This window comes from Chryseobacterium sp. CH25 (assembly GCF_004119455.1).
Classification (GTDB): domain Bacteria; phylum Bacteroidota; class Bacteroidia; order Flavobacteriales; family Weeksellaceae; genus Chryseobacterium.
On the sequence record NZ_NRQT01000010.1, the window covers coordinates 149,255 to 172,891 of the forward strand.

Genomic DNA, 23,637 nt, shown 5'->3' on the forward strand with positions numbered 1-23,637 from the left:
TTTAAAAGCTATTTTTATGCAGAAATAAGAGATACAAGAAACCCTTATTTAAAAAACTTCCACTTAGGAATAATGGCCAGCATTCCAAAACCTGTAAACAGGAAAAGATTGGTAACATCGGTATACAGAAAGGTAGACAGATAGTAGTTGTGCATAAAGAAATGCAGCACCAATAAAGTTGGGAACATAATAATGCCTACTTTTTTATAAAAGAACATCAGCACCAGACCTATCATCATTAATGCATCAATTGAAAAGATAACATAAAAATACCATCTCGGGATATCCAGGTATTCATGCTGAAGATATTCATCAACATCTATTCCCAGCCCCATTACGGTAAACAACATTAAGGCAGCAAATGCCAGTACAAATCCCCATCCTTTCTTCGGATCCTCGTCAAAATAGCTGTATTCTTCCATAGGTACAAAAATAAAGAACTTATGAGAGATTTCATAAGTTCTTTTATAGTTATTCGCTTAAAATTTGAATTAAATAGAGATTGCGTTAATCAATCTATTTTTATCGCTTAGGAATTCTTCCATAGAGATCATACTTTCAGTTCTCATTACGTCCTGAATGTCGTCAATTTGATAGATAATTCTTTTAGCATCATCCGTATTCTTAGCTCTTACTTTACAGAAAATATTATATTTTCCAGAAATAACGCTAGCTTCAATTACGTTAGGAATAACTGACAATTCTTTCAATACTTCCTGAGTACGGTTTGATTTTGTCAGAAGGATTCCGATGAAAGCTGTAAAGTGATAATCCAGCTTACCATAATCGATGCTTAGAGATGATCCCAAAATAATACCTGCATCTTCCATCTTTTTCACTCTTACGTGAATTGTTCCAGCAGAAACATCCATCTGCTTAGCAATTTCTGTAAAAGGCATTCTTGTGTTTTCTACTAAGAAATCAAGAATCTTCTTGTCTATTTCGTCCAGTTGATAGTTCATATTAGTTAAATTACAATTTCTTTAAAAAATCTATGTATTTTTTGCAAATTTACGAAAAATAATTTAACTAAAAAATATATATCAAATATTAACAATAATTAACACGGATGATAAAAATCATTAAAATATTCCAATTATTTAGCATTCGATTTTATAGAATCTGTTTTTATTTCCGTTTTCTCAGGAGATGCTTTTTTATCTTTTTTCTTCTTTTTAAACAAAGAATTGAAGCTTTTACTCCACATAACCCCTACTCCATAGGCTTGATTAGCAGTTCCGTTTGTACTGATCATCCCGATGTTCGTAGGTTTAGAATACCCTCTTACCACCAGAGTACCATCATTCTTTTTAGATAAATCATACTCTATAGACCCTTCTCCCGAAAGATAATTGTTCTGTGCACCGGTAGCATTTGCTTCTGTTTTGGACAATGGAATACCCAATCCAGTCTTGATATTCACCCTTGGTGAAAGGGCCACGCTAACTCCTGCATTCGCTCTGTCTGCTGTATTTGAATTCTGATCACCTTTCACATAATTCAGGTCAATCTGGAATTCATTACTCATGGTATTAAGAACAGATCCAAGCTGTTTCAGAAGCATATTATATCCTTGTGATTCCGCAACGTTACCCATGTTCACTTCTACTCCACCACTATTGGATACATTAAAGGTACTCAACAAAAGAACGGAACCAAACTGGAGAACCTTTTCTCCTTCCTGGCTCATTTTGGCTGCTAATGTTTCCCTCACCTGGCTGGAAACATCCATTGCCGTCACATTCAGTTCTACCTTAGGATCTATCAGAGACTCAGTAATATTGGCCTGTAACAGGATACTTATAGGCTGAAGTTTTCCCATACTTAGGTATTCCCCTGCATTGGAAACCATTCTTACATAATGGGCTGTAATATCCAGTGCCGGCTTCATAGCATCACCATCCCATCTGATACTGCTGTTTTTCTGAATCTGGAAAGTCTTATTAAGAATTGCTTTAGAAACGAATGTTCCGTTATCTACCTTGTAAGTTCCGTTCATCGCAATATTTCCCTGTCGGTTCATCTGGAATCTCAGTGGGTCTGCCGTTCCTTTTACAGTAATACTCCCTACATCATCTCCAATAAGTACATTTACTGTGGTTCCTTTATCTACTGCCAAATTGAAATCTATATTCATATTGGCTCCTGTTTTTTTCTTTTCTTCCAGGGTTACCAATCCGTCTTTTCCTTCTTTCAGGAACCTCAGCATCTTAAATTCTTCAACATTTGAAGTGGAACTTGAATTAAAAGTAAATGTACTTCCATTCAACGCCCTCATATTAGGAGTAGTTATACTTAAACCGGATACAGGACCAGAAACGTATAAATCCCCTTGCCCATAAACTCTTCCCCAAAATAAATCTGAATCTTTCTGGGTAGAATTTAATACCAAAAGATTATCTGCTCTCATGATGAGATCAATACCCATTGAAGAAAGGGTTTCAAACCTGATCGCTCCGGAAATATTTCCTTTAGAATTGGTTCTTCCGTCATGTACTTCAATATTGTTGAGAATGGCAAGTCCTTTACTTAACTGGATCACATTATCATCAAATGAATAATCTACCCCTGTAAACAGAAGTTTCAGTCCAAAATCCTTTAAAGCAATATCTCCACTGTAATCAAGGTTATTAAGCTTCCCGTTGATCTTAAGATCTCCTGTTGCTTTACCTCTGAGGTTTCCAAAAATAGTCTGAACGAACTGCTGGGTAAATGACAGATCAAAATCACGCATTTCCGCCGTCAGATCAATATCCGGAGAGGCTGTATTGTTATTAACCGTACCGGTAAGATTTAAGCTGTTATTTCCTAATACACCTGCAGAATGAACCTTTACATCAATATCATAAACATTCAGTGAGAATCCATTGGTTGCTGAAATGGAAATATCTCCCATATCATTCCCATTCATTTTAATTTCATCTATATTGAGATCTACCAATGGCTGTAAAGTGCTTTTATCCATCTTGATCTTTACACTTCCGTTAGCCAGACCTTTTATATCCATACCATTACCACCAGACTGCATTTCCAGCAATTTTTCTATCGCGAAATCACTGATATCTGCATCTAAATAAAAATCTTTGATTGATTTGAACTGCGCTTCTTTAATAAACAAAGCACTCTTATCAGAATAAACCCTTAAGTTCCTGATATCAAAATCTCCGGTCTCCTTCCTGTAAGTAATAGAATGATTAAGCTCCAGACTGGTGTCAATTGCCCAGGAAACTTCGTTGAATTTAACTTCAGTAGGCTCAAATCTGAAAACATAATCACCGGCTGCATCGGTAGACTGATCTACATTAATCGCATATTCTTTAAGCTTCTCATTGATCTCGTCATCCGGGCTTCCATGCTTGAAAACAGTAGCAAGATGAAGGGTATTTCCGTTTTCGTTATTCCCTTTAAGTTCGAAATCTTTAATGATATTTTTATTATACTCTAACCTATTGATTCTTGCGTACAGCTGCTGAGCAAGGTTTGCAGTATTAATCCTTACTTTAACACTGTCTACCATAGCACTGTCTTTGCTGAGATTCTTTCTGCTGTTGACCTGATAATCCGGATTGGAGCTGGCCAATGCCTTATCAGCATCAGTAATTTCCTCTTCTTTGGTCATTATATACTTCAGAGCAGTAGCATCAAGGTTCAGAATAAGATTATTGGAATCTCCATCATATTCTCCTTCCACTGCAGCTCCGTTAGGTAATTTCAGATCCGGCAGGAAATAGTTAACAAGACCTTGCTGAACATCAAATTTCATAGCAAAGTTCTGACCTCTGTATAATTTTCTTGGTGGTGGCCCTACAAGAATTCTTCCTACTCCGTTTTCAACCATTCCTACAAGGTCCTCCAAGTTATATTTACCTGATATTTTCCCGGTAGCTGCTCCGGGTGCATCCACATCAATAACACGCCCACCCGCTTCAATAAAGGTTTTTAATTTAGCTGCTGAAATATTGTATTTCTGTGTAGCAGTAGCAAAGTAAATATTATTGGCATTAACATCCAAGGTAAGATCATTAATAGATGACATAGACATTTTACCTTCTACCTGGCCGCTTACTATCTGGCTGCCGGGCTTATTGGTAAAGTAATTCATGTTCAGCTGGGTGACATCAGCATTTACATCCATCATAATTTTAGAAGTACTGAAATCTATTAACCCTTTAACAGTTGCTTTAGCCTGTTCATCATTTACAGTAATCAGTCCGTTATATTTTTTATGATCCAATAATCCGTCTAAATAGAGATTATTGATGACCTTATCCATAATTTCAATGCTGGTAATCTGAGATTTGGTCGTAAGACGCATGGTATTCACATCGAAACTCTGCCCGTTAAGGTCAAAATTACCGGAAATCAAGCCAACTGACTTATTCTTAGTGATTACAGAAGTATTAAGATCTTTTACATCAAGATGGCCTGAATACTTTGGCATAGCCGTACTGTAACCCGTTAAAGAAAGTTTGGAAATTTTTGCCTGTCCTATTCCCGTCATTAGATTTCCATTCTCTACATAGATTTGGTCAGGATTTACTTTAGCGGTTCCATTATATTTCAGTTTTCCGAAATCATCCGCAAAATTCTTCATCTTGCTGGAGATGAATGTTGGCATCATCGCCTTCAGATCCTTATAAGTAAAATCCGTGGAAAGATCTTTGGTTTCAATAGAGAAATGCCCTTTCAGCAGATTATCCACCTTCATCGTTTTGGTGGCAATATTCACATCTGGATTTCTGATCAGAAAGTTCTCTAAATGGAATTTATTTAAAGGTCCCGTCATTTTCCCCGAAAGGTTGAACGGTTTAATATTATCCCAGTTGGTTACAAAATAGCTGATATCATATCCACTGACCTGGCTTCCCTGATTAATATTCATATCCCAGCGAACCTTATCTGCAAAATCTGCCCATGAGCCATCATGAAGATTGAATTTAATATCTCCCTGAAGCAAAGTGTGATCTGTATTTAAGGTAAGGTCTTTTAATGAAAGAAACTGCTTGGTTAAAGACAGCTCGGTTGAAAAGGTATCTACAATATGAGATTTCCCCCATCTGGAGGTTACAAAAGACATATTATTAATAAGCGCTGTAATATTAGGACCTACAACCTTAACATTAGGAGCTTTTAAATTAAATTTTGTTGCGGTAAGCCACTTCCCGTGATCTCCTTCAGAGTTTTGGTTAACGATAGATACTTTAGAATCGATAATCTGCACTCTTGAATTAAGCTGAAAAGGAGGTTTTTTAGGATCTCTTTTCTTTCCGTCATCAAACAGTTCTGTAAACCGGACAAAATTGGAAATACTGTCACCTTTATAAGTAATCACCTTTACGTCTGCATTAACCAGAGTAAGAGAATTGAAGCTTAAAGAATTGCTTTTTCCTGAAATGGCATTCACAGCAAGAGATATCCAGTCTGAATCCGCACGGAATTCACGGGCCTGAATAAAATCCAGCCCTTTGTAATCTTTTACTTTTAAACCTTTTATGGTAACATCTCCGAAATAGTTCACATCTACACTTTCCGTAGAAAATCCGGATTTAAAGTCGTTATTTACGAGCTTCAGAGCCTGATCTGCGGCCCATTGCTTAGTAACCGGCAAGTTAATGGTAATAAGGACACCTCCGATAAGAACAATACCTAACCAAAAAAGAATAAGAAGAAGCTTTGCCCACCAGCTGTAACTAGTGACATCTTTTATCGCCTGCTTACCAAACTCTTCAGCAGTTTCTACAGGATGATTAATAGCGTCTGAAGCTAGTTCAGATGCTTCTTTTACTGTTTCACGTACCTTTCCTTCTACATTTTCAACAGTCTTCTGTACCTGATCCCCTAGGTTTTCAGCTACTGATTTTTTATTCTCATTCTCGTTATTATTCTCTAACTTTGCCATTATTATGAGCGACTCTATAATTTTAGGTATTGAATCGTCTTGCGACGACACCTCAGCAGCTATCATCAAGGGGAATTCTATTCTTTCAAATATTGCTGCGAACCAGGCTATCCATAAAGAATATGGAGGCGTAGTTCCTGAATTGGCTTCGCGAGCCCATCAACAAAATATAATCCCCGTTGTTGAAAAATCTTTTACCAAAGCAAATATACAACAAAATGCAATCTCTGCTATAGGATTTACACGCGGCCCCGGACTTTTGGGATCACTTCTTGTGGGAACATCATTTGCTAAATCTCTGGCTATGAGTCTTAATGTTCCGTTAATTGAAGTAAACCACCTTCAAGCTCACATTCTGGCCCATTTCATCGAGGATGCAAATCCTGTGCCGCCTACTTTCCCTTTCTTATGTCTTACCGTAAGTGGTGGTCATACCATGATTGTACTGGTAAAAGACTATTTTGATATGGAGATCATCGGGAAAACTACGGATGATGCCGCCGGAGAAGCGTTTGATAAAATCGGAAAAATTTTCGATCTGGATTATCCTGCCGGGCCTATCATTGACAGGCTTGCCAAAGAAGGGAATCCTGATGCTTTTACATTCAATAAACCGAAGCTGGAAAACTACGACTACTCTTTCAGCGGGATTAAAACCTCTGTTTTATATTTCATTCAGAAAGAAGTCAGAAAAAATCCGGACTTCATTAAAGAGAATCTAAATGATCTTTGTGCTTCTGTACAGAAGTGCATCATTGAAATCTTAATGAATAAGCTTGAAAAAGCTGCTAAGGATCTTAATGTAAAAGATTTAGCTATTGCCGGTGGAGTTTCTGCCAATTCTGCTTTAAGAAAGGCCATGGAAAACAACAGAGAAAAATTAGGATGGAATATTTACATTCCAAAATTTGAATATACTACCGATAATGCGGCTATGATTGCCATGGTAGCACAACTGAAATTCGAGAGAGGGGAATTTACTGATCTGAGAACTTCTGCTACCGCAAAATACGATTTATGAAAATACTCTTAGAAGAAAAAATACTGGGAACCCATTCCAAAAAGAACTCAAAATATTACTGGGTTTTAGAAACGATTACCGGAAAAATTGAAAATCCGGAAGACTCTATGGATGATTTTCCAATAAGTTCTGAAACAGGATATATTCAGGATGTAAAAGAAGAAATTCTTGAAACAATCAATTCAGAAAATGTTTTCAGCTTTCCTTATACTCCAAAAGAAGGAGATTATTTATCCATTAAAAACAACTTAAGAAAGCAGGAATATTTAAATCTAATCTTTCTTAATGATAAGTGGATTGAAGAAATATATATGTGCAGCTACCGTGAATGTGATACAGATATTTACACAACCATTAAAACGGGAGTAGCATTCTTAACTCAGGATATATGAAATTATTTTACGGAGAAATAACAGGCAATACAGTCATCATCAACGACGAGGAACAGCAGCATATTGTAAAGGTTCTTCGAATGAAAGCAGGTGAAGATATTCATGTAACTGATGGAAAAGGAGCTTTGGCTTCAGGAAAACTGGTTATAGAAGGAAAAAAAGCAGGTATTGAAGTTTCAGAAATTAAAAATGATCTTCCAGGCTTTACTCCAAAACTTCACATTGCCATTGCTCCTACAAAGAATATTGACAGAATTGAATTTTTTGTAGAAAAAGCGGTAGAAATGGGCATCTCTGAGATAAGTATTATTGCTACAGAAAAAACTGAACGTAAAAATATCAATATTGATAAGATTAGAAAACAGGCTATTGCTGCTTCCAAACAAAGTTTAAGATTTCATTTTCCGGTGATCAATGACACCATTAAACTTTCTGACTTTCTGAAAGACATTAATTCTGAGAATACTTTTGTGGCACACTGTCATGAAAACTTAGAAAGAATGGAGCTTAAGAGTATTCCTGCAATGGAAGAAATTACTTTTTTAATTGGCCCTGAAGGAGATTTTTCTGAAAAGGAAATTGCATTTCTGGCTGAACAGAAGATCAAAGCCGTTTCATTAGGAAATCAGAGATTAAGAACTGAAACAGCAGGTGTATTTGTAGCAGCATGGAATTACTACAATATGATATAACTGATTAATTTTTAGTCTATCTATAAAAAATAAAGGAGGTTTTTACGACCTCCTTTTTCTATGCTTCATTGATTATTTCCAGTCAATATTATTTTCTTTCAGATATTTCTCAAAGATCTGCTGTCCGCTTCTTATGGAATTTACCGTCCAGAGAATTTTCATTCTTAATAGCTTTTCTTCATCTAATTTATAATCTATCCCTGATTTTATCAGCTTCTGCTTCAGCTCATACATACAGATAGAAGCAGCCACAGAAACATTAAAACTTCTTGTAAAGCCATACATAGGAATCGCCAGCGTTTCATCTGCAAAATCCAGAATTTCCTGAGAAACCCCTTCCATTTCTGTTCCAAATACCAAAGCAATAGGTTCTGTAATTTCGTATTCAGGCAGCATTTTAGCATTGTTTTCCAGTGAAACTACTACAATTTTATAACCTCTGTCTTTAATTTCCTGAAAGGATTGCATATTTCGGGGAAGCTTTTCAACTTCTACCCAGGTATCTGCTCCTTTGGTTACTCTAAGATTGGGTTCAAAACTATATTCTTCCTGCAAGGCCACTACTTTATGAAAACCACAGGCTTCTACAGAACGTACAATGGCTGCTGCATTCCTGAACTGATAGATATCTTCTACTACAGGAAGCACAAAATCTGAACTTTCCTGAGAAAAGTGTTCAATTTTTGATAATCTTTCGTCCGTTAAAAACTGTTTTAAATATTCATACGTTTGTGCTAAATCTTTCATCTGCATCTAGTTATTTTTTTCAATAGCCTTATGTAACGCCTAGAATTCATCTTACTCTGATAGAATTTTACGATAAGCGTTTCATTCATTTTCAAATCTTTGCAAATTAACGTAATTTTGGGCTATGATCCTTAACCGGATTCAATTCTTAATTAAAAATAATACATGAAGCGAAAAGTCCTACTCATCTATACCGGCGGAACTATCGGTATGGAAAAAGATTATGAAACCGGAAGTCTGCGTGCTTTTGATTTTGGTAATATCTTCGAAAAGATGCCCGAAATGAGGCTTATGGAATGTGAAGTTTTCGTACATCCTTTTGCCAAACCACTGGACTCTTCGGACATGGGACCTACGGAATGGAGAGTAATTGCCAATTACATTCATGAGAACTACAATGATTATGACGGATTTCTGATTCTTCACGGAACAGATACCATGTCTTACACTGCTTCAGCACTAAGTTTCATGTTAAAAGGCTTAAGAAAACCTGTAATCATGACCGGTTCTCAGTTGCCTATTGGAGATCTTAGAACTGATGCCAAGGAAAACCTTCTGACGAGTCTGTACTATGCAAGCCTGTATGAAAATGATGAAGCCGTTATTCAGGAAGTAGCCATCTATTTTGAATATAAATTATTAAGAGGAAACAGAACACTGAAGTATTCTGCAGAGTATTTTGATGCTTATGCAAGTCCGAACTACCCTATTCTTGGGCAATCTGGTGTTCATTTAAATATTATCAAAGACAATCTTTTCCGTTGTGACCCAGGTGTGGAGTTTCATGTTGACGAATATATTTCTGAAGATGTGCTGTTCTGGAGAATTTTTCCGGGAATGCACCTAAGCCACTTCAGGGAAATTCCTAAAATGAAGGTACTCATCCTTCAGGTTTTCGGTTCCGGAACTATTTTCAGCAGTGAAAAAACTCAGGAAACGCTTCAGGAGATCAGAAATAACGGAACAGAGATCGTAGTGGTAAGCCAGTGTATTTCCGGCGGCATTTCGTTCGGAAAATATGAGAACAGTAATATTTTCTCAAGAATCGGAGCGATCAGCGGTAGAGATATGACTGCAGAAACAGCTATTACCAAAGCTATGCACTTAATTGACAATCCAAATTACCAAGGAAGTTTCGCGGATAACTTTACCCAAAGCCTTTGCGGGGAAATTACTGCTGAAAAATTGCATTAAAAATTTGGTAATTAAAGAAAATATCCTATTTTTGCAATCTCAAAAAGAAAGGTGTCCGAGTGGTTGAAGGAGCTACCCTGGAAAGGTAGTATACGGGTAACTGTATCGAGGGTTCGAATCCCTTCCTTTCTGCAAAGAAAAGTCTTAAGTTTTATGCTTAAGACTTTTTTGTTTTTACAGCTTTTAAAAAGTTGATTATCATGAATCTGCGAATTAATTTGACGCAAAGTTTTATGGTGAAGACCTTATGTTTTCAAAGAAGCGAAGAGAGTCGACTTCGTTTTTGACAAAGATGCTGGGATTACGAAAGAATCTACAACGTTGATTCCATCTCCCTCCCTAAATCTGTAGAATATGATAGTAAAGCTTTGCATTTAAAAATATCACTACCTCACCCTACATTCTCATTTTTTTATTAATTCTAAACACTCTCATTCATCTAAGTATTTCTACTCAACTATATAATTGGTTATTTATACTCTATAGCATCTGCCTTGTTCTTCGTTACTTTGGTTTATAAAACAATCACAAAAACCAATTTTACTATGACATCAACAAGCGTAAATGCAAATTCATCCGGCCAGTTACAACTGGGTGGTGGAGCACAGTTCTGGGTGTATCTTTCCCCTCAACATGATACTTCTAAAATGATTACCAAATGGCGTGTAACATTTTCACAGGGAAACTGGAGCGATTCTATTTCAAGTGACAATCCAACAAAGCAAATCCAAACCCCTAACCTTTCAGGTATTTTCGAGATTAAAGTGGAATTATTAAGTGGTTCAACCGGTACATGGAGACAGATTCCGCCTCAGGCAGGAAGCCACAATGAAATAGGCTGTAATTCCAACTGTGCTTCAATGGTAGGAATTGTTGCAGACAGTACCAATCCACCTATTGGAGCTATTAATGCCCACTTCTGGACTACATGGGATGCTATGTGCAGAACAGGAGCATAAGAATAAGCTACTTACAAAATCAATCATTATAATCAAGTTAACTGTGGTGTTTTTCAATACCGCAGTTTTTTATATTATAACAGTATTAAGTTTTTTTTGTTTGAATTTGAACAACATCACTTTTCCACATTTTACTAGCAAGTTATCCACAATCTAATCCTACTGTAAGATTGAAGTTTGTTTCCTCAATATATTTTTATTGAAGGAACTATCTTTTTTTTAAATTAGCATGCACTTATAAAGATCAGATCATGGAAAATCAGGTTAAAATTTTGAGGGAAAAAATGAATATGACTCAAAATGAACTTGCTGAAAGATCCGGGCTTTCTCTTCGGACTGTTCAGAGGGTTGAAGCTGGAAATATCCTTAAGGGTTTTACCTTAAAAGCTCTTGCTCAGGCATTGAATATTCAGCCGGAAGATCTTATTATTACTCCGAAACAAGAGACTGATATCCAAAGAGCAAAAAAGATCAATTTATCTGCTTTGGCTGGACTTATTATTCCTTATGGCGGCATTATTTTTCCAGCTGTTTTAACCTATCAAACAAAGGATCTGAAGAACAGAGAACTGGGAAAAAGTATTATCTGTATTCAGATTATTATTTCAGTTATTTTTTCGATATTAATGATTATAAGTCCGTTCATTCAAAAGTTATTATCTCTGAAATTTCCATTTTTCATCATTCCTTTAATCACATTTTTAGGTCTGAAACTATTTATCATCATTAAAAATGGAATCAGTTTGAATAAAACCTCTAATTTAAGTATCAAACTGAAAACCAACTTCATATAAACCAATACACAAAACTGTCGTAAAATTGTCGCATTGTTTTTATGTAAAAATTGTACAGGATTACCGAACCTTGCACAAAAAATAAACATGAAAATAATAAAGAGAATAATCCTGACTTTTTTAATTTTACTCATTATTACAGGACTTGGCGGATACATTTATTTTGACCGTAAATTTACGCCTGAAAAGAACTATTTAACAGTAAATCATGAAAGCGGAACTGTTCCTATAAAATGGACAGGAAAAGATAGAAATGCATTACTTGTCCCAATCCACTTTCCTCAAGATACCGTCACTTATTATCTCCAATTTGACACAGGAGCAGTTTATACGGAACTTTACAGTAAAGCAATACAAAAGTTAAAAGGGATTTCTGTCAAAAATGAAAGGGCGACCACGTCTTTTTATATCGGAAAAACTAAAATCACTTCTAATCTGGTTAAAGTATCTAATAGAGGAGAAACTTCAACGGGAAACAATCCTGTAAAGCTCATTGGCACTCTTGGTGCTGATATTCTTGAAGCCAGAAAAACACTGATTAATTTCAAGGATAATTATATTGTCTTTAATCTATCCAAAGCACCGGATGAATTTAATAATAACCTTATTGATTTTCAATTCAAAAAGAGAAAAATCATTATTCATGGCAGTCTAGAGGGAAAAGATGAGAAATTTCTGTATGATTCCGGCACCAGTGCTTACGAACTTCTGACCAATAAAGAGAACTGGGAAAATTTAAGGCTACCGCAATCAAAAGTGGTGATAGAAAAAGCTCAGTCAAGGCCTATTATTTTAACGACTTATACCACTAAAACCCAGCATATCATCGGTTTTAAAAATAAAAACATTCCACTGAGTGAAGTCACCTATGTAGAAGGGTTTTCCTCAACTCAATATATGCTGATGAAATTTTCTGGAATGTCTGGAATGCTGGGGAATAAGATATTTTTGAATCATAAAATTTATATTGACTGTCCGGAGAAAAAGATTGGGATTGAATAAAGTTTAAGCCCTTTCTCAATAAATATTTTCATTCCCAAATCTTTCCTAAATCAAGCCTTTATTTTGTCATGTTTTTAAACAGTATTTAAGATTTTTGAATAAACAATCTGTTCATAAAGCCTTATACATTTGTTTTGACAAAATATATCCTCTGCGTATCATTGATATCTTTTTCTAATCTTATGATTTCGCAGAGATTAACATTAATAGTAAAGCTGTTTTCATGATGTTTGGTATCAAAAAAATCCTTATCATATTAAGTATAACAGGTTGTTTGGGAAACCTGGTAAAAGCACAGATCAGTCCACCCGGGTTAGGGGATGCCAATACCGCATTCTGGTCAGCTTTTGGAGTGAAACGTAATCTGGATTCTTTGGGCAAGAAGCAAACTATGAGCTATATTGCTATTGGGCGTAAAAGCACTCCTGATAATGATAATCTATTCGCTAAGCAGGCCATTTTTGTATTGAATCACGAGTTTTATCATTCTTTTGCTCCTCATCAGCAATACAGTTATGCAATCAGCTTCCGACGCCAGCCTGAATATGAAAAAGAAGCTCCTTATAATAAAGAAGGCATAGAACAGGAATTCAGAATTTATGGACGATACGCCTATACTTTTGATCTTGGAAAAAATATGAAGCTTAAAAATACGGTTCGTCAGGAGTTCAGAAAGTTTTTTGATGCTGATTTTCATAAAGTGGATGAAGATTTTCAGTTGAGAACCCGAATCAAAAGCCAATTAACTTATAATTTATCTCCAAAGAACAATCAGAAACTGGCATTAAGTGCTGAAGCCCTGTTTTCGATCAGTCATCTCAATGAACATGACCAGCACTGGAATTCTTTTGGATATCGAGAATTACGTCTTGCCGCTTATTATATGTTCAATATTCCCAATTCTCCTTTTACTGTAGATATTGGTTATATGAATGATCTTATCAGAGACAGTAAAAGTATTCAACATGGTGGAGTTCATTATATTGCAGCTGACCTCATCTGGAATATTCCTTATAAAAAGGAAGAAACAACAGATCAGGATCATCTTGATTAACCTTCTACAGATGAAAAATCCCAGCCGGAAATGGCTGGGATTTCTGTTGGAAAATATAAAATTCTCCGCAATATAATTAAGTATGAATGTGGTGTAAAATTTTAGTTGCACAGCGTCAGAAACTGACGGCTCATCTGCACCCTGAATTTTGCTTCGGCTCTGGACTGAGCATAGATGGTATGTTCAAAAGCCTGGATTGTTTTTAATTTCTGATCAATACATTCTGCAATCTGTACAATAGAAAAGATAAAATCCCTGTACAACGCCATATCTACAGTCTGTCCATAATACGGAAGATACGCTTTAAGAAAAGGAATAGTCATCTGATGCCTGTTATAGCTCACACAATATCCTGCACCTTCTCTGGAAGTTACAATCTCATAATCATTAATATAATCCAGAATGTTTTTGCTTCCACTCAGGGCTTCTTTATTCTTTGAGCAGTAACGGTTGATTTTATCCAGAATATGTTGAGCATATTCCATCATAGAAATGGTTTTCCATTCAAAAACGTGATTCATACCTTTTCCAGGTGATGTTCCATTCTCGCAACCTGTACAGAAAGAAATCCCAATCTTTTCATGATAAGGAAAGAAACAGTCTTTAATTTCAATGGTTGCATCTGCCTGCAAACTGTCATCTGCAAAATTATAATAGAGATAAGGGCTGTACATATTGGCTAACGCTTTCAGATAATCTGCTTCACTGGCATTATGATATTCTTCAAACCATTTTTCAAGGTGATCGTAATAATGGTTTTCAAAGTCATTAAAGTTTAAGTAAAGTGGCAATTCCATAGCTCTGTAATTTTGATATGACAAAGCTATTACCGTAATGCGACAAAACTTGACGTATTATATTTTTTAAACAGACAAGAGAAAAAATTGACAATAGATGTGAGACTGTTAAATATCAATTGTGAATTTTGCTTCGCAAGTGAATAGTGAATTGCTATTGCTTTCAAAATTAACAAGCGAAGCGAATTGACCATTCACCATTGATTTTTCTATTCTCTACGAACCCCAAACCACATCACTATTTATCATAGTTCTTCATCATAAACTCAAAATAATGGATCATCTTCAGGTAATTTTCTATACTGAGATACTCGTTTGTACTGTGAATACTTTGCTGTTCTGCACTGTTGATTCTGATAGGCATAAATCTGTAAACGTTTTTACTTACAATCTCATATTTACCGGCATCAGTTCCGGCCATCGTAAGATAAGGCGAGACAATGGCTTCGGGATAGATTTCTTTTACTCCTGCCTCGATCAATTTAAAGGCTTTGGTATTGGATGGTGAGATGGCAGATGCTTCTCTTGTATTATCTATTTCTTCTACTTCTACATCAAACCCTTTTGTAGCTTTTGCAATATGGTCGCGAACATCTTTCACTGTATTTCCGGGAAGGAGCCTGAAATTGACTACAAATTCAACTTCCGGAGAAAGCACATTAGTCCCGTCACTTCCTTTCATCATGGTTAAGGCAGTTGTAGTACGTACCAATGCATTGGTTGTATTATTTTTGGTAAGCTGTGAGATCAGAATTGGTTTTAAAAGCCATTGATTAGCAAGAGCCATTCTGGTTGTAAAAGGCATAGTACCACCAATGTTATCAAAAAACTCTTTGATTAAAGGAGTTATCACTGGCTTCATCTGATCATCTTCCAGCCTTTGCATGATCACTGCAGCTTTTCCTATCGCACTTTCCATAGGCGGCATTGAGGAATGCCCACCAAGTCCCTTTACTTTTATTTTTGCTGAAAGGAAACCTTTTTCAGCACATCCTACTACTGCTACATCGGCATCTACTCCTGCTACATTTCCTTTTCGCATAATCAGTCCGCCTTCATCATAAACGGCATCGAATTTCAGTCCTTTTTTCTTAAAATAATCTGCAATCTGAATAGCTCCTTTCTGTCCGCCTACCTCTTCATCAAAACCAAAAGCCAGATAGATATCACGTTGGGGAATCTGTTTTGTTTTAATCAGGTTATTCATGGCTTCCATCAAAGAGAAAAGCATACCTTTCATGTCTATAGCTCCTCTACCATAAATCCTTCCATTGGCTACTGTTCCTGAAAAAGGAGCAAAATCCCAGTCCTCAGCAACTTTTACAACTGGTTCTGCCAGTTTATCATCCGGTCTGAAAATATTCTCTGTGGTATTTTTCACATCAGCATCTCCGGGCGGAACTACATCCATATGAGAAAGAAATAAAACAGGTTCCAGTTTTGGGTTGCTTCCTTTCAGCCTGAATACTAGTCCGTATTTATTTACCTCAACATTCTCTGTGTTTTGATAGACTAACGGATATGTTGTTTTCAGATATTCTTTAAACTGTTCAAACGGTGTATAGTTAAATTCTCCTAAACTTCCTGTAGAAACGGTAGGGATCTTTATTCCACCGGAAAATCTTGCTACTGCGGAATCATTTTTTACAGGCTTCCATCCTTCTCCAGCTCCTGAGGTGCTTTTCTTAAAAGGATATGTATACGTTTTTATCAATACAATAGCAGCAAGAATAACAAGAATTCCCAGAAGGGCTAAAAGAACTTTTTTCATGACAGGTAATTTTGTGAATGAGTTTGGTTCTATAAATATAGCAAAAAAGAAAGGAAGCCAGAAGATGGAGGATAGAAGTTATTATTGAACCGTTAATCAATACAAATCTAGATGATTATTACTGATTTTTAACTATTGTCCGGAACTCAATACCTTTCTGTTTCCAGCTTCTGGCTTCCTTTTATCTGTCTTGATAACGATTACCTATTTCTAGCCTGAAGTATCCAGTGAATGATATCATTCAACACAAGTTCTGTATTTCCCAGATTACAATGATTCTCGGCCATATCATACTTTGTATACAGTTTATAGGTAAGAGACTTTACATTGGGTAAAGCATCAATCACTCTTTTGTAAAGTTCAACAGGAATAAAATGATCTTCATTGGAACCTAGAAGTAAAAAATCCTGGGTAATTTTTGGCCCGATACTTTCCATTTCGAAATTTTGAGCTTTCCTGATATAATCATAAGGAGTTTCTACATTCATACTGAACATTCCGTGCTGCATAGCCCATTTTACCAAAGGATCAACCGCCATTTTCTTTTGAACAAGTTCATTTACCTTTTCTTTGTCTTCAGCATCCATCAATATTCTCAGTTCATTGGGAACTTTAGTCAATATGACATCGTAAAAGCTGGGCATAATTCCCCATGCCACTACCCTCTGAATACGATTTTCAAATGCTGCTGCTCTGGGTGCCAGCATTCCGCCTAAAGACAATCCAATGAGAGTTACATTTTCCAACTGATATGCATCTAAAATAGCTGTAACAGGCTTTTCCCATTCATAAGTATAATAAATACCGAATTCTCTTAAAGCTCCACCCTGCCCCGGGCCATCAAAAATGTACACTGCAATTCCTTCGGATACCAGACGCTGAACAACAGGTAAGAATTCTTCCATATAAGAATCATTTCCACCATGAATAATAACCGTGTCTTTTATTTCTTCTTTGGGAAGACAGATCCAGACGGGTAACTTACTATTTTCATATTCTACCTCATCCCTTTTGATCTCCTGTTCAAAAATAGTTTTGTGGTAATCATAAAATAGCGTTTTTGACTGGTTATACAGTCTTGATTTTTCAGAGGTTCCATCTGCTTCAAAAAATTCTGCCATTCTGTAATATCCAATAGCTTTAGGAATCTGACTGTTGGCTTCTGCTTCTTTAGCCAGAATACTCATTTCCCTTACCCAATCTTCCGTGGTATTGATTCTGGATGCTATTGTTTTGATTTCTTCCAGGTCTCCATTCCCCCACATTAAGGTTCTGTTCAGTTGAAAATTAAAGTTGGCTTCATCATGTAATTGATACGTTCCTTTTTTCATTATGTTTCTATTTTGGTGAAAAAAATGGTATGCCGTATTTTGTTTAACAGCAATACCTTATTCGCTAAACTTGTTCGAAAGTAGTCTTAAAGTTTAGCTTTTCTTTTCACCTGGATTAAAAAAGGATTATTTCTGCAGCGCTCTTACTTTGCTCAGTTGCTGCTGTGTCATTCCCAGATATCCTGCAATATATCCAAGATTGATTCTCTGAAGCCAATCCGGATGGGAAGCTACAAAATCATCATAACGCTGGTCTGTGGTTTTAATCTGAAGGTCCATCAGTCGGCTGCCCATGGTTATTAAACTTTCTGCAAACAAGTCTTCCATGAACTGTTGTATTTCTGGGTTGCTTGATTTTAATTCAAGGAGCTGACGGTAAGGTAATTTGAATATTTCACTTTTGTCTTCAATGACTTCAATTCCAAATGGAACGGCCTTTCCAGATAATACGCTTGAAAAAAGCGCAATAAAGCTATGGTCAGCACTAATCCAATGGGTATGATCCTGAGCTTTTTCATCATAGTAAAAGATTCTGGCCACTCCTTTTTTGATATAAAATAAGTCACGGTGAACCTGATCAATATCCATCAACACCTCTTTTTTCCGATAGATTTGGCTGTCAAATAAATGAATGAAATTTTCGATGATCTTTAGGTTCTTTTCACTGACCATGTTTGAATAAATTTAATGGCTGAGATTCATTTGGAAATGATGATCTATTAATTCAAGATCTCATTCATTTGGGTTAAAATAACAGGTTTTCCATCTGTGATTAAAATGGTATGTTCGTGTTGTGCCATATAACCACCTTTGTTTCCTACCATTGTCCAGCCGTCTTTTAATTCTACAGCAAGATTTGAGGAAGTGGAAATAAATGTTTCAATAGCTACTACAGAGTTTTTCTTAAAACGTCTGGTATCAAAACGGTTTTTATAATTCAATAATTCATCCGGTTCTTCATGTAAACTTCTTCCTACTCCATGCCCCCCGAGATTCTTAATGACTTTAAAACCTCTTTTCTTTGCTTCAGTTTCCATCAGAAAACCAATGTCTGATATTCTTACACCACCTTTTATATTATCAATAGCTTTCTGAAGAATATCTTTGGATGCATTTACCAGCTTCTGGTGTTGATTGATGTCTTTCCCAATCACAAAGGATCCGCCATTATCAGCCCAATATCCGTTGAGTTCAGCGGAAACATCAATATTAATGAGATCGCCTTCTTTCAAAACTCTATGATCGGTAGGAATACCATGGCAAAATTCATTGTCTACACTTATGCAGGTCCATCCGGGGAATCCATAAGTAAGATAAGGGGCAGACTTTGCTCCGAAATCGGCAAGTATTTTAGCTCCATATTCATCGAGTTCCTTTGTAGTCATTCCCGGCTGAGCATATTTCGTCATCTCTTTCAGGGCATAAGCCACCGCTTCACTCACTTTCTGCATTCCTGCTAACTGATCTTCGTTGGTAATTGACATGATTTTATTTTTTGGTTGGGTATGAATTTCAATACTAAGGAAAGACATAGTACTGAGAAAGACAAAGTTAAAGAATAAAATTTTGTTTTTAAATATATGTTGAGTGTAAAAAAGAACCTTTGCAAGAGCAAAGGTTCTTTTTTTATTTTTTTATATTTTTTGATTGCTCAAAGTCAAGAGACTTTGCGGAGCTGGGGCAAGTGGTAATTATAATAAATCATATAAATATCCTTCTAAACTAAATCTCTGTACCACCTGTGTAGATATTAAAATATAAAAACCTATACCAAAAATCATACTTACTGGTAATATTAAAAAATAACACCAAGTGGGTAAATATTGTTTATTATTCTTGTTTCCATTTAATATAGTATTTAATATTACTTTATTATAATATTTTTTAAATATAACAACAAAAAAAGCTACAATATAAATTATATATAAAAATTTTATAATATTTTTATCTAATCCTTTAAATAAATCAATACACAAACCATAAATTGGCACCAATAAAAACATATAAATAAATGAGAGATATAAACAACTTACAAATGTAGCTGGATAATCTTTATTCAAATAAACAATATAAACTCTATAAAAAATATTTTCTTCTATCTTTCTCATTTCTTTGACCAATCTATTAATGCTCCATCATCTTTATCATAATTTTCTTCAATATAATTGTCCAAGTGATCTCCTATTGATTGACCTGTAACTCCTTTAGTTATCATATCTGCACCAAAAAAACACCTCCAACAACCCATCCCCATCCAGGAACGAAACTAACCCCTGTTACAGCAGCATCTAAAATATTAGACGCTTTTATTTGCTTACTATCAACCACATCATAAATTATAACAGCTCCTGCAACAGCACCTCCAGCAACTCCGATTCCTTTCATTGCCTTTGGAATTTTTGTTCTATACCAACTACTCGTACTTCCAGGGATTTTTATCCCTGTAGTTGTCTTAATAAATTTTTTAGCATCCCATACAATTTTACTTTTTTGAGCTGTCGACATCCCTTTCCATGTAGTATTTTCAAATAATGAGATGTCTGTTGTCGTAAGATCAAATGAATCTTTCTGAGTATATGGAGCTTTAGTAACTAAAACAGATTCAACAACCCCATCATTATCATGCGTATCTGAAGCTGTAAGATCAGAATCATTACCCTTAGCATAAGATATCATATTATCCCTATCATTTATTGCATAGCTACCATCTTTTTGTCTCTTTATTGATCCGTGTAAATTATGTTCTCTTCGATACTGTCTAGCTTCTTTTCTACTCTCGAATAAACCTTTAGGATCTATATATCTTAGTGGATTATTATAAGCATATCTATAGGGAGCCCAGCTTGGAGCCAATTCCGAAAGAGGATCTGGTGATGACCATCTTCCAATATCCGGCATATACATTCTCGCTCCATAATCATATATACCCGTCTCCTGCAACTCTTTGCCTTTGTACTTGTAATTTAAATACCCACCCAAAAGACCTTTAAACTCACTAATGTGGTTTAATCCAAATGGGTAATAATTATTGGTATCTGTTACTTCAAGAAGGCCTACGCTATTTTTGGTAAAACTTATCCTGATATTTCCTAAGTGATCCTTATATTGGTAAATATAATGGTTTTCTTACAGCAAAAATGATAAAACCACTGCAATAGCAATGGTTTTTATTTTATTTATAGTGAACAAACGAGCTAGAAGCTAGACAAGTGAGTTTATAAACTATTAATATTTTTTCTTATGCACTTTTTTACTATTTCTACTTTGCTTATGTTTATACACATTATCTATATATAAGCCACACATATTTGTACAATCTTCATAGAAGGTACTATTCATTTTACTAGTCCAAACCACTTTATCATCTACTAATTCTTTTTCAACCAACTCTTTCGTTAAGTTTTCTGGCATATGTTTATGTATTTCCTTTTTTAATGTAAAAGAATATGATTTGTCTTTCTCTATTTTGAATTTGTAGTTAATTTGATTATTACAAGCTTTAGGAATAGAAAATATACCTTGTCCTGATTTACTATTTATATAAATTATAAAACTACCTTTAGTAGAGTCTATCTTAGTAACTTCTGCAATTATATTGATTTTATTTTCTTGCTGGCTAAATATATTAATAGACGACAAAAAACAAATTAAAATTATTTTTTTCATTATGGATTGGTTTTAAAACGTCCTACAGACGTCCTTACATTTGTTTTATTATTGATGTAAATAAGCTCCTCTTGAGTATATAATTTTTTACCATCAGTATTTTTTATATTTTGCTTTATATGTTCACTACTATACTCCTTCCCAGGATCCTTATGTCTCGGATCTAATTCATTGGCTTTTTTATGAGCAGCCATATAACCTTTATCTTTATTTTCAGGTGTTCCTGCTGGGCTACCTGGACTATTTAATATACCCATAAAAACTCCAACTCCCTTTGGTAAACCTAATGCTTCATCTATCTTTTCGCTGACCATAGGATTTACAACATCAGTTCCTATAATTTTCCATTTCCTGCCTTTTTGGATCCTCCGTAGGCGCCAACTTGATAAAATGACTAGTTCAGGTTCATTTTGCAGCATTATTCTGTTAAACCTATAATTCCTTATAAAATGATAGTTTTCAAAAAAATGGTGAAAATCTTGCAAAAATCATTACCAAATCATTGAAGAAAAATGGCAAGACCATTTACCGCTCTAAAAATGGAATATTTAATTTCAATTTAAAAGTGAAATAATCCTTTCGAAAATGAGGGTGCTTAACTGCGGCACCCTCTATTATTATCTAATTTTAGAAATACTAATATTTCCTCTATCCATTAAAAAACCATGACCAAATGGTATAGCCAAATATCTCAAAATATCAGGACGACTCATAGTGCGAGTGACATGCCGCTCCAACGAAGGAAGAAGTTATTTTATAGAAAAGATTTTGCATTATTTGTATATTCAATTTTATAATGATTTTTATTCTTTCCAACATATATAAACTTATAGCTAGGCAATTTTTCTTTATTTAATTTTATTGTTTGCTTATTATCAATTATAATTGTAACATCTTTATTATTTAAAATGATACAAGAATTTGTATATCCTAACATTGATAATGTTTTACTTTTTTCATTAAGAACTATACTATCTCCATTCTTAACGGTTATCAGATTGTCAAATTCTGATGTAAAATCTAAAAATGATTTTGTTTTATCCTCTGCATTAAATTTTTTAATTAAAACTTTCGAGCGAACATTCTCTACAATTTTCATTTCAAGGCCATACTTCTCTGTTACCTTTACTGTGGAGCAGCCAATAAAAACAAAGGAAAAACAAATTATTATACTAAATATCTTCATTATCTCTTTTTTGGTTGTTGTTGTTCTACTAAATTTATAGCGTTAGTTCTTTGCTCTGGAGTTACTTTTACCCCTGGACTTCCTTCCCGCATTAAATCATCAGGAGGAGATTTTAAAGTTGCTTTATCATTATGTTTTATTCCTAATGTATGTCCTGTTTCATGAGTGCCAGTTTTAGCTACGGCAGACCTATTTCTATTATCAAAATTTAATTGACCTGTTTTTTCATCTACATTAAGTCCTGTTGTAGTAAAAATATTGATCTGAGTTCTATTAACTTGTGTATTATTATTGGTATCAGTCATTCCATCAGTACGATATGTAGCATTATCAAAGAACTCTTGACTTTTCCCTTTAAAATCATCTACATTATTCTTATCATAACCAATATTATATTCCCAAATCATTGTAGCTTTATCACTTTGATTAAACGTAATACTAAGTTGATTTCCCTCTTTATCCGGTCCATTAAAAGAGGATACAGTCTGTGCCTCACGCTCTCTTGCCAAAACAGATATTTGTGCATCAGAAAGAACTCCGGCAGTATTATTTACAAGCTTGTATGTAAGATGTAAATTAACAGTTTTATTTTCAGGGCTTCTACTTGGTACCCATTCCAATCCTTCAAGTTCCCTTCCATCAATTACACGATTCTCAGCAAAAGCATATGGAGAGTTATATAAATATTTCTCAGCAAGCGGATCAATATTAAAAATCGTCCCACGTCAGGCATGTAATTTCTCCATTTAAAACTATAGAATCCTGTCTCCTGGAGTTCTTGTTCTTGATACTTATAGTTTAAATACCCACCCAAAAGACCTTTAAACTCACTGATATGGTTTAATCCAAATGGGTAATAATTATTGGTGTCTGTTACTTCAAGAACGCCTGTGCTATCTTTAGAAAAGCTTACTCTTGCATTTCCTAAGTGATCTTTATACTGGTAAATATAACGGTTTTCTGTGAAACTGTAAAAGCCTTCTGAAGTGGGTACAAAATCAAGCTTCCAGGTTGGGGGATCGCCCAGATCAGGAAAGGCAGTACTGATGTTTCCGTAAGCCTGCTCTTCAAAAGCATATTCTGTACGACAGGTTAAACATATTCCCCCAGCTTCTCTATAGGAATATTGAAA

The 23,637-nt window shown here is 35.1% G+C and carries 23 protein-coding genes, 1 tRNA gene and 1 pseudogene; 9 read left to right on the forward strand and 16 right to left on the reverse strand.

Going from position 1 to position 23,637, the window contains the following annotated elements:
• Window positions 1-44: 44 nt before the first annotated feature.
• From BOQ64_RS19470 to BOQ64_RS19480, 3 genes are all read right to left on the reverse strand, one after another.
• Window positions 45-422: a hypothetical protein gene (locus BOQ64_RS19470; RefSeq protein ID WP_123859214.1), complete on the reverse strand. Its 378-nt coding sequence runs from the start codon at window positions 420-422 to the stop codon at window positions 45-47.
• 69 nt (window positions 423-491) lie between these two features.
• A complete protein-coding gene (locus tag BOQ64_RS19475) occupies window positions 492-962 on the reverse strand; it encodes an Lrp/AsnC family transcriptional regulator (RefSeq protein WP_045493567.1) in 471 nt (156 codons plus the stop codon).
• A 134-nt stretch (window positions 963-1,096) separates the two neighbouring features.
• A complete protein-coding gene (locus tag BOQ64_RS19480) occupies window positions 1,097-5,899 on the reverse strand; it encodes a translocation/assembly module TamB (protein WP_129058968.1) in 4,803 nt (1,600 codons plus the stop codon).
• Between the two features lie 4 nt (window positions 5,900-5,903).
• Between BOQ64_RS19480 and tsaD the strand changes: the two genes are divergently transcribed.
• Genes tsaD through BOQ64_RS19495 form a run of 3 tightly spaced genes read left to right on the forward strand, consistent with a single transcriptional unit; the run spans window position 5,904 to window position 8,004 of the window.
• Entirely contained in the window at window positions 5,904-6,920 is a 1,017-nt protein-coding gene (tsaD, locus tag BOQ64_RS19485) for a tRNA (adenosine(37)-N6)-threonylcarbamoyltransferase complex transferase subunit TsaD (protein ID WP_129058967.1), read from the forward strand.
• Window positions 6,917-7,312: a hypothetical protein gene (locus BOQ64_RS19490; protein ID WP_129058966.1), complete on the forward strand. Its 396-nt coding sequence runs from the start codon at window positions 6,917-6,919 to the stop codon at window positions 7,310-7,312. Before tsaD ends, BOQ64_RS19490 begins: the two co-directional genes overlap by 4 nt.
• Window positions 7,309-8,004 (forward strand): RsmE family RNA methyltransferase, encoded by a 696-nt coding sequence (locus tag BOQ64_RS19495; protein ID WP_129058965.1) that lies wholly within the window; start codon window positions 7,309-7,311, stop codon window positions 8,002-8,004. The genes BOQ64_RS19490 and BOQ64_RS19495 overlap by 4 nt, the downstream gene beginning before the upstream one ends.
• A gap of 72 nt (window positions 8,005-8,076) precedes the next feature.
• Here BOQ64_RS19495 and BOQ64_RS19500 read toward each other — a convergent pair whose 3' ends face one another.
• Window positions 8,077-8,757 (reverse strand): TrmH family RNA methyltransferase, encoded by a 681-nt coding sequence (locus BOQ64_RS19500; protein WP_129058964.1) that lies wholly within the window; start codon window positions 8,755-8,757, stop codon window positions 8,077-8,079.
• A gap of 159 nt (window positions 8,758-8,916) precedes the next feature.
• Here BOQ64_RS19500 and BOQ64_RS19505 point away from each other — a divergent pair, with 159 nt between their 5' ends.
• The 6 genes from BOQ64_RS19505 (at window position 8,917) to BOQ64_RS19530 (ending at window position 13,754) form a co-directional block, all read left to right on the forward strand.
• Window positions 8,917-9,945 (forward strand): asparaginase, encoded by a 1,029-nt coding sequence (locus BOQ64_RS19505; RefSeq protein WP_129058963.1) that lies wholly within the window; start codon window positions 8,917-8,919, stop codon window positions 9,943-9,945.
• 45 nt (window positions 9,946-9,990) lie between these two features.
• Window positions 9,991-10,077, forward strand: a tRNA-Ser gene (locus tag BOQ64_RS19510).
• Between the two features lie 413 nt (window positions 10,078-10,490).
• On the forward strand, window positions 10,491-10,904 hold the full coding sequence (locus BOQ64_RS19515; protein ID WP_129058962.1) for a hypothetical protein: 414 nt from the start codon (window positions 10,491-10,493) through the stop codon (window positions 10,902-10,904).
• Window positions 10,905-11,155: 251 nt separating this feature from the next.
• Entirely contained in the window at window positions 11,156-11,698 is a 543-nt protein-coding gene (locus BOQ64_RS19520; protein WP_129058961.1) for a helix-turn-helix domain-containing protein, read from the forward strand.
• An 87-nt stretch (window positions 11,699-11,785) separates the two neighbouring features.
• Window positions 11,786-12,700: a hypothetical protein gene (locus BOQ64_RS19525; protein ID WP_129058960.1), complete on the forward strand. Its 915-nt coding sequence runs from the start codon at window positions 11,786-11,788 to the stop codon at window positions 12,698-12,700.
• A 223-nt stretch (window positions 12,701-12,923) separates the two neighbouring features.
• Window positions 12,924-13,754: a DUF2490 domain-containing protein gene (locus BOQ64_RS19530; RefSeq protein WP_129058959.1), complete on the forward strand. Its 831-nt coding sequence runs from the start codon at window positions 12,924-12,926 to the stop codon at window positions 13,752-13,754.
• 101 nt (window positions 13,755-13,855) lie between these two features.
• Here BOQ64_RS19530 and BOQ64_RS19535 read toward each other — a convergent pair whose 3' ends face one another.
• From BOQ64_RS19535 to BOQ64_RS23240, 12 genes and pseudogenes are all read right to left on the reverse strand, one after another.
• The gene (locus BOQ64_RS19535) at window positions 13,856-14,551 is read right to left on the reverse strand and encodes a hypothetical protein (RefSeq protein WP_129058958.1); all 696 of its coding nucleotides are present in this window, start codon (window positions 14,549-14,551) and stop codon (window positions 13,856-13,858) included.
• A 238-nt stretch (window positions 14,552-14,789) separates the two neighbouring features.
• Window positions 14,790-16,322 (reverse strand): M20/M25/M40 family metallo-hydrolase, encoded by a 1,533-nt coding sequence (locus BOQ64_RS19540; protein ID WP_129059795.1) that lies wholly within the window; start codon window positions 16,320-16,322, stop codon window positions 14,790-14,792.
• A 200-nt stretch (window positions 16,323-16,522) separates the two neighbouring features.
• Window positions 16,523-17,653, reverse strand: coding sequence for an alpha/beta hydrolase (locus BOQ64_RS19545; RefSeq protein ID WP_129058956.1), 1,131 nt, complete (start codon window positions 17,651-17,653; stop codon window positions 16,523-16,525).
• A gap of 126 nt (window positions 17,654-17,779) precedes the next feature.
• Entirely contained in the window at window positions 17,780-18,325 is a 546-nt protein-coding gene (locus tag BOQ64_RS19550; protein ID WP_129058955.1) for a Crp/Fnr family transcriptional regulator, read from the reverse strand.
• A 47-nt stretch (window positions 18,326-18,372) separates the two neighbouring features.
• A complete protein-coding gene (map, locus tag BOQ64_RS19555) occupies window positions 18,373-19,137 on the reverse strand; it encodes a type I methionyl aminopeptidase (RefSeq protein WP_129058954.1) in 765 nt (254 codons plus the stop codon).
• A gap of 207 nt (window positions 19,138-19,344) precedes the next feature.
• Window positions 19,345-19,761: a hypothetical protein gene (locus BOQ64_RS19560; protein ID WP_129059797.1), complete on the reverse strand. Its 417-nt coding sequence runs from the start codon at window positions 19,759-19,761 to the stop codon at window positions 19,345-19,347.
• A gap of 103 nt (window positions 19,762-19,864) precedes the next feature.
• On the reverse strand, window positions 19,865-20,767 hold the full coding sequence (locus tag BOQ64_RS19565) for an RHS repeat-associated core domain-containing protein (protein WP_129058953.1): 903 nt from the start codon (window positions 20,765-20,767) through the stop codon (window positions 19,865-19,867).
• Between the two features lie 111 nt (window positions 20,768-20,878).
• Window positions 20,879-21,319 carry a hypothetical protein gene (locus tag BOQ64_RS19570; RefSeq protein ID WP_129058952.1) on the reverse strand — a complete coding sequence of 147 codons (441 nt, stop codon included), beginning with the start codon at window positions 21,317-21,319 and terminating at the stop codon, window positions 20,879-20,881.
• Complete coding sequence (locus BOQ64_RS19575) at window positions 21,319-21,738, reverse strand: hypothetical protein (protein ID WP_129058951.1); 420 nt, start codon at window positions 21,736-21,738, stop codon at window positions 21,319-21,321. The genes BOQ64_RS19570 and BOQ64_RS19575 overlap by 1 nt, the downstream gene beginning before the upstream one ends.
• A 335-nt stretch (window positions 21,739-22,073) precedes the next feature.
• Entirely contained in the window at window positions 22,074-22,505 is a 432-nt protein-coding gene (locus BOQ64_RS19580; RefSeq protein ID WP_129058950.1) for a hypothetical protein, read from the reverse strand.
• The gene (locus tag BOQ64_RS23235) at window positions 22,505-23,125 is read right to left on the reverse strand and encodes a hypothetical protein (RefSeq protein ID WP_129058949.1); all 621 of its coding nucleotides are present in this window, start codon (window positions 23,123-23,125) and stop codon (window positions 22,505-22,507) included. The genes BOQ64_RS19580 and BOQ64_RS23235 overlap by 1 nt, the downstream gene beginning before the upstream one ends.
• 23 nt (window positions 23,126-23,148) lie before the next feature.
• Window positions 23,149-23,637: pseudogene (locus BOQ64_RS23240) on the reverse strand (hypothetical protein); the annotation flags it as partial.

Bases quoted from the DNA above. Each gene is read 5' to 3' on its own strand.
- BOQ64_RS19545 (WP_129058956.1), bottom strand. From the start codon at position 17,653: ATGAAAAAAGGAACGTATCAATTACATGATGAAGCCAACTTTAATTTT.
- BOQ64_RS19515 (WP_129058962.1), top strand. From the start codon at position 10,491: ATGACATCAACAAGCGTAAATGCAAATTCATCCGGCCAGTTACAACTG.
- BOQ64_RS19525 (WP_129058960.1), top strand. From the start codon at position 11,786: ATGAAAATAATAAAGAGAATAATCCTGACTTTTTTAATTTTACTCATT.
- BOQ64_RS19530 (WP_129058959.1), top strand. From the start codon at position 12,924: ATGATGTTTGGTATCAAAAAAATCCTTATCATATTAAGTATAACAGGT.
- BOQ64_RS19550 (WP_129058955.1), bottom strand. From the start codon at position 18,325: ATGGTCAGTGAAAAGAACCTAAAGATCATCGAAAATTTCATTCATTTA.
- BOQ64_RS19505 (WP_129058963.1), top strand. From the start codon at position 8,917: ATGAAGCGAAAAGTCCTACTCATCTATACCGGCGGAACTATCGGTATG.
- BOQ64_RS19580 (WP_129058950.1), bottom strand. From the start codon at position 22,505: ATGAAGATATTTAGTATAATAATTTGTTTTTCCTTTGTTTTTATTGGC.
- BOQ64_RS19490 (WP_129058966.1), top strand. From the start codon at position 6,917: ATGAAAATACTCTTAGAAGAAAAAATACTGGGAACCCATTCCAAAAAG.
- BOQ64_RS19500 (WP_129058964.1), bottom strand. From the start codon at position 8,757: ATGCAGATGAAAGATTTAGCACAAACGTATGAATATTTAAAACAGTTT.
- BOQ64_RS19540 (WP_129059795.1), bottom strand. From the start codon at position 16,322: ATGAAAAAAGTTCTTTTAGCCCTTCTGGGAATTCTTGTTATTCTTGCT.
- BOQ64_RS19520 (WP_129058961.1), top strand. From the start codon at position 11,156: ATGGAAAATCAGGTTAAAATTTTGAGGGAAAAAATGAATATGACTCAA.
- BOQ64_RS19475 (WP_045493567.1), bottom strand. From the start codon at position 962: ATGAACTATCAACTGGACGAAATAGACAAGAAGATTCTTGATTTCTTA.
- BOQ64_RS19470 (WP_123859214.1), bottom strand. From the start codon at position 422: ATGGAAGAATACAGCTATTTTGACGAGGATCCGAAGAAAGGATGGGGA.
- BOQ64_RS19560 (WP_129059797.1), bottom strand. From the start codon at position 19,761: ATGAGAAAGATAGAAGAAAATATTTTTTATAGAGTTTATATTGTTTAT.
- BOQ64_RS19495 (WP_129058965.1), top strand. From the start codon at position 7,309: ATGAAATTATTTTACGGAGAAATAACAGGCAATACAGTCATCATCAAC.
- BOQ64_RS19570 (WP_129058952.1), bottom strand. From the start codon at position 21,319: ATGAAAAAAATAATTTTAATTTGTTTTTTGTCGTCTATTAATATATTT.
- map (WP_129058954.1), bottom strand. From the start codon at position 19,137: ATGTCAATTACCAACGAAGATCAGTTAGCAGGAATGCAGAAAGTGAGT.
- BOQ64_RS19480 (WP_129058968.1), bottom strand. From the start codon at position 5,899: ATGGCAAAGTTAGAGAATAATAACGAGAATGAGAATAAAAAATCAGTA.
- BOQ64_RS19575 (WP_129058951.1), bottom strand. From the start codon at position 21,738: ATGCTGCAAAATGAACCTGAACTAGTCATTTTATCAAGTTGGCGCCTA.
- BOQ64_RS19535 (WP_129058958.1), bottom strand. From the start codon at position 14,551: ATGGAATTGCCACTTTACTTAAACTTTAATGACTTTGAAAACCATTAT.
- tsaD (WP_129058967.1), top strand. From the start codon at position 5,904: ATGAGCGACTCTATAATTTTAGGTATTGAATCGTCTTGCGACGACACC.